The 3494-nt window shown below is 59.8% G+C and carries 5 protein-coding genes; 2 read left to right on the top strand and 3 right to left on the bottom strand.

Annotated elements, in window-relative coordinates; genetic code table 11:
- Window positions 1-1016 (top strand): macro domain-containing protein (locus tag NW838_RS15530; RefSeq protein WP_414428347.1); only part of this gene is annotated, 1016 nt, incomplete at its 5' end.
- A gap of 130 nt (window positions 1017-1146) precedes the next feature.
- Here NW838_RS15530 and ndk read toward each other — a convergent pair.
- The 3 genes from ndk to NW838_RS15515 all read right to left on the bottom strand — a co-directional run bounded on the left by ndk (window position 1147) and on the right by NW838_RS15515 (window position 2918).
- The gene (gene ndk / locus NW838_RS15525; RefSeq protein ID WP_011431937.1) at window positions 1147-1596 is read right to left on the bottom strand and encodes a nucleoside-diphosphate kinase; all 450 of its coding nucleotides are present in this window, start codon (window positions 1594-1596) and stop codon (window positions 1147-1149) included.
- An 87-nt stretch (window positions 1597-1683) separates the two neighbouring features.
- Window positions 1684-2355 (bottom strand): HupE/UreJ family protein, encoded by a 672-nt coding sequence (locus tag NW838_RS15520; protein ID WP_414355365.1) that lies wholly within the window; start codon window positions 2353-2355, stop codon window positions 1684-1686.
- Between the two features lie 50 nt (window positions 2356-2405).
- The gene (locus NW838_RS15515) at window positions 2406-2918 is read right to left on the bottom strand and encodes a hypothetical protein (protein WP_414355362.1); all 513 of its coding nucleotides are present in this window, start codon (window positions 2916-2918) and stop codon (window positions 2406-2408) included.
- Window positions 2919-3142: 224 nt separating this feature from the next.
- Here NW838_RS15515 and NW838_RS15510 point away from each other — a divergent pair.
- Window positions 3143-3494, top strand: a 352-nt coding sequence (locus NW838_RS15510; RefSeq protein ID WP_414428346.1) for an MGMT family protein, incomplete at its 3' end; no start/stop codon positions are given.

Raw genomic sequence — 3494 nt, 5'->3', positions numbered from 1 at the left:
ATACCCCCCCGCTTTTAGGCAGGGGATTCTTGTTACTGGTTCTGCGACAGCACTTGAAATCATGGCCTGGGAACTTCAAGGCCTACGCGGCAGCCTGCCGGCGGGGGGAAGTCCAACCGGGCAAAATGTTCGTTTTCGAGACCGGAAACCTGACCAATCCGCGCTACATCATCAATTTCCCCACAAAACGCCACTGGCGGGGGAAGTCGCGGATCGAGGATATAGAAGCTGGGCTGAAGTCCCTTGCCGAGGAGATCAGGCATCTTGGTCTGCGCTCAGTCGCTTTGCCACCCCTAGGCTGCGGCCTCGGGGGTCTTCATTGGCCCGATGTGCGCTCCCGCATCGAGCAGGCGCTAGCAGAACTTCCCGACGTCCACATCCTTGTCTTTGAGCCCACCGGGCCTCAGCCTTTACCGAAGAGCATGCGCCGCGGCCAGATCCCTTCCTTGACGCCGGGAAGAGCGGTGCTGGTGGGCCTTATGGAGCGCTATGTAAACGGTCTACTTGTTCCGTTTGTCTCTTTGCTTGAGCTGCACAAGCTGATGTACTTCCTGCAGGAAGCCGGGGAGCCGCTTCGCCTGCGATTTACAAAGGGCGTTCATGGACCCTACGCCGAGAACCTGCGGCATGTTCTTAAGGAAATCGAGGGTTACTACATCTCTGGGTACGGATCGGGGAGTGACCGACCAGACAAGAAGCTGGAGCTGGTGCCTGGCGCCATCGAGGAGGCCCACAGCTATCTCGCCGATCAGCCAGAGACGAGAGAACGCTTTGAGCGTGTCAGTGACCTCGTGGAGGGCTTTGAGTCGCCGTACGGTTTAGAACTGCTCGCTACTGCTCACTGGATTTTGACTCGGGAGCACCCTGCCACGGCGGAGGCGCTGGTGGAGGGTTTCCACGCCTGGGCAGAAAGGAAACGGCAATTCAGCAAGAAACAAATCCTGCTTGCCGCTCAAGTTTTGGCAGAGAAGGGGTGGGTCGAGGCGCTTCCAGGGCAGCAGTTCACAGCCAATTGAAGCCCGTTTGAGATATTGCCCCGGAGTGCTGCACAGACTTTGCTCCTAGCCTTTGTGCCGAAGGCAGAGGATAACTGGGGATCATAGCACTGCCGTTGGAGATGAGGTTGGCGATTTGCAATAGCCATACTTATTCATAAATCCAGCTTTGGGCAACCGGTGTCCAGCTCACCAATTCCGACTCATCGAACCAAAGGGCGATCTCCCGCTGCGCGGTTTCAACTCCATCGGAGCCGTGAATGAGGTTGCGGCCAATGTCGATGCCAAAATCGCCGCGAATGGTGCCCGGTTCTGCCTCCAGGGGGTTGGTCTTGCCGATGAGCTTACGGGCGGCAGCAATCACCCCTTTGCCCTGCCAGACCATAGCCACCACCGGCCCCGAGGTAATGAACTTCACCAAACTGTGGAAGAAGGGGCGCTCCTTGTGTTCGGCGTAATGGGCTTCCGCCAGCTCTTGGCTCACTTGCACCAGCTTCAAGCCCACCAATTGGTAGCCCCGGCTCTCCAGGCGCTGGATGATGGTGCCCACCAGCCCCCGCTGCACGCCGTCTGGCTTGATGGCAATAAAGGTGCGCTCCATGGGATCTCCCCTCGTTTTACAGATCTTCACCGCTATCCTTGTACCGGATCGGGGATCCCGAGCGCAAGGGAGCAAAATTAGCGCTTTTTACGCGCCCACCACTGCCAAGGTCAGGAAGGCAGCCCCCACCACTGTAATCGCCCAGCCGGCCCAGCGAGTTAAGCCAGGGATCCGCAACCCCCAGCGTTCTGCTGCCCAAAGGGCCAGGAGAGCTACCCCATACTGGACGGTGCTCAACCCCAGTAGATATCCCACCCAAGGCATGGGTTGGGCGCCGATAATGGTTTCGGCGTAGGCATAGCCATGGAATAGCCCCGCCAGGGATCCCCCCATTAGCAAGAGCCAACTTGGGATCTGCCGCGGTTGCACCAGCAGCAAGCCGAAGAGAACCACGGAAGAGGCAATGGCCAGCTCCGTCAGTCCCAGGGGATCCCAGCCGGCCAGGTGGATCCCAGTGCCCACCAGACCCGCCAACACAAAGCCCAGCGGGATCCCGTAGCGCCAGGGCTGCCCCGCCGCCACAAGACCGATGGCCACGACGAAGGCCAGGTGATCCAAGCCAATGACAGGGTGAGCCAGCCCGGAGAGAAATCCCTCCCAGGCCGTTGCAGGCAGTTTCCCTCCCAGGGCGTGGTGGGCAAAAGCCGGCGAAAAAAACCCCGTAACTGCCAGTGCACCCCCAGCAGCGGCAAAGCTGGGGATCCCTTCCTTCCGCCACCGCCCAAGCGGCGATGGGACTTGCTGCCAAAGCCAAGACATGCTTTCAGACCTCCCTGAGTTGCCCTCAGTAGCCACCCCGATCTCCCAGTCTACGGGCGCTCTCTGTACCCTTGCAGATTCTCCGGCTCAAATTGGCGCAAAATCCGCGTGGCTTCGCGGAGGCGGGTTTCGTTCTCTTCTTCCACAATGAGCACGTACTTGCCCGCAGCGAGGCGGTTGCGGTAAGCCAAGGCATCGCCGGAGCCACCAGACAAGCCCACCCCGCCCCCGACAAAAAAGCTGCCCATGGCCGCTGCGGCTCCACCCAACACTCCACCGATGAGGTGGTTGCCCAGGGATCCCGCCCAGGCGAAGGTATCCAAGCCACTCAAGACGCTGAACCCCACCCCAGCCAAAAAGCCAAAGGGCACCAACCAAATGGCCAAACGCTGCATCTGACGGCGGGCGGCTCGGGCCGGATCGATCAGCCCAAACTCATCGGCGGTTTTGTAGCCTCGCCCCAGTAGGTGCAATCGCTCTAGCGGGAAGCCCGCTCGCTCCAGGGCGCTGTAGGCCGCCTCAGCGGCCATACGATCCGGCAGTACCGCGATCAAATAGCTCATGGATGCGGAGAGCCAATCAGTTCCGTACTTCATTGTCTGCCAAGTTTGGGCGAGGATCCCGGTGACCGAGAAAGCTGGGTTGCAAGCCCCGCCCTTAAAGCCTACGGCCCGCTGTCGCGACAGGGCAGCTTTGTGTTATGGTGCGGAGCGAACTCTGCCAACTTGAATATGGCGCAGTGTCAGAAGAGTGAAGTATCTGGGAGTTTATCCCGGTAGTTGGGGTTATGGCATCCCCCACTAATCGCAAGGGTGGTGTAGCCCAGAAAGTAGGAGTCATCCTGCAGCCTGGGAAGGAATCCTTGCCCTTTAGGGCAGGGAGTGATGTCGAGAAGTCTTGCCAAGCCGAGCCAAAATCCGTCAGCCTCTACCAGCGTTTTTACGAAGTGGTGCGGCGGATCCCCCCCGGTCGGGTGGCCACCTATGGCCAAGTTGCACGGGCCGCCGGCTATCCTGGCTATGCCCGGCAGGTGGGCTATGCTTTGTTTCGCCTGCAAGGCCAAAATACCGATATCCCCTGGCAACGGGTGATCAACGCCCAGGGCTGCATTTCCTACTCCCCTTTTCGCCTGGGCTACG

The sequence above is a fragment of the Synechococcus sp. R55.2 genome (assembly GCF_047462075.1).
Lineage (GTDB): Bacteria > Cyanobacteriota > Cyanobacteriia > Thermostichales > Thermostichaceae > Thermostichus.
The sequence above is the reverse complement of the archived record's forward strand: the minus strand, read 5'-3'. Positions and strand labels throughout refer to the sequence as shown.

What these genes read in the sequence shown, in the direction of transcription:
- ndk (WP_011431937.1), bottom strand. Translation starts at nt 1,596, where the DNA reads ATGGAGCGCACCTTTATTGCCATCAAGCCAGACGGCGTGCAGCGGGGG.
- NW838_RS15520 (WP_414355365.1), bottom strand. Translation starts at nt 2,355, where the DNA reads ATGTCTTGGCTTTGGCAGCAAGTCCCATCGCCGCTTGGGCGGTGGCGG.
- NW838_RS15515 (WP_414355362.1), bottom strand. Translation starts at nt 2,918, where the DNA reads ATGAGCTATTTGATCGCGGTACTGCCGGATCGTATGGCCGCTGAGGCG.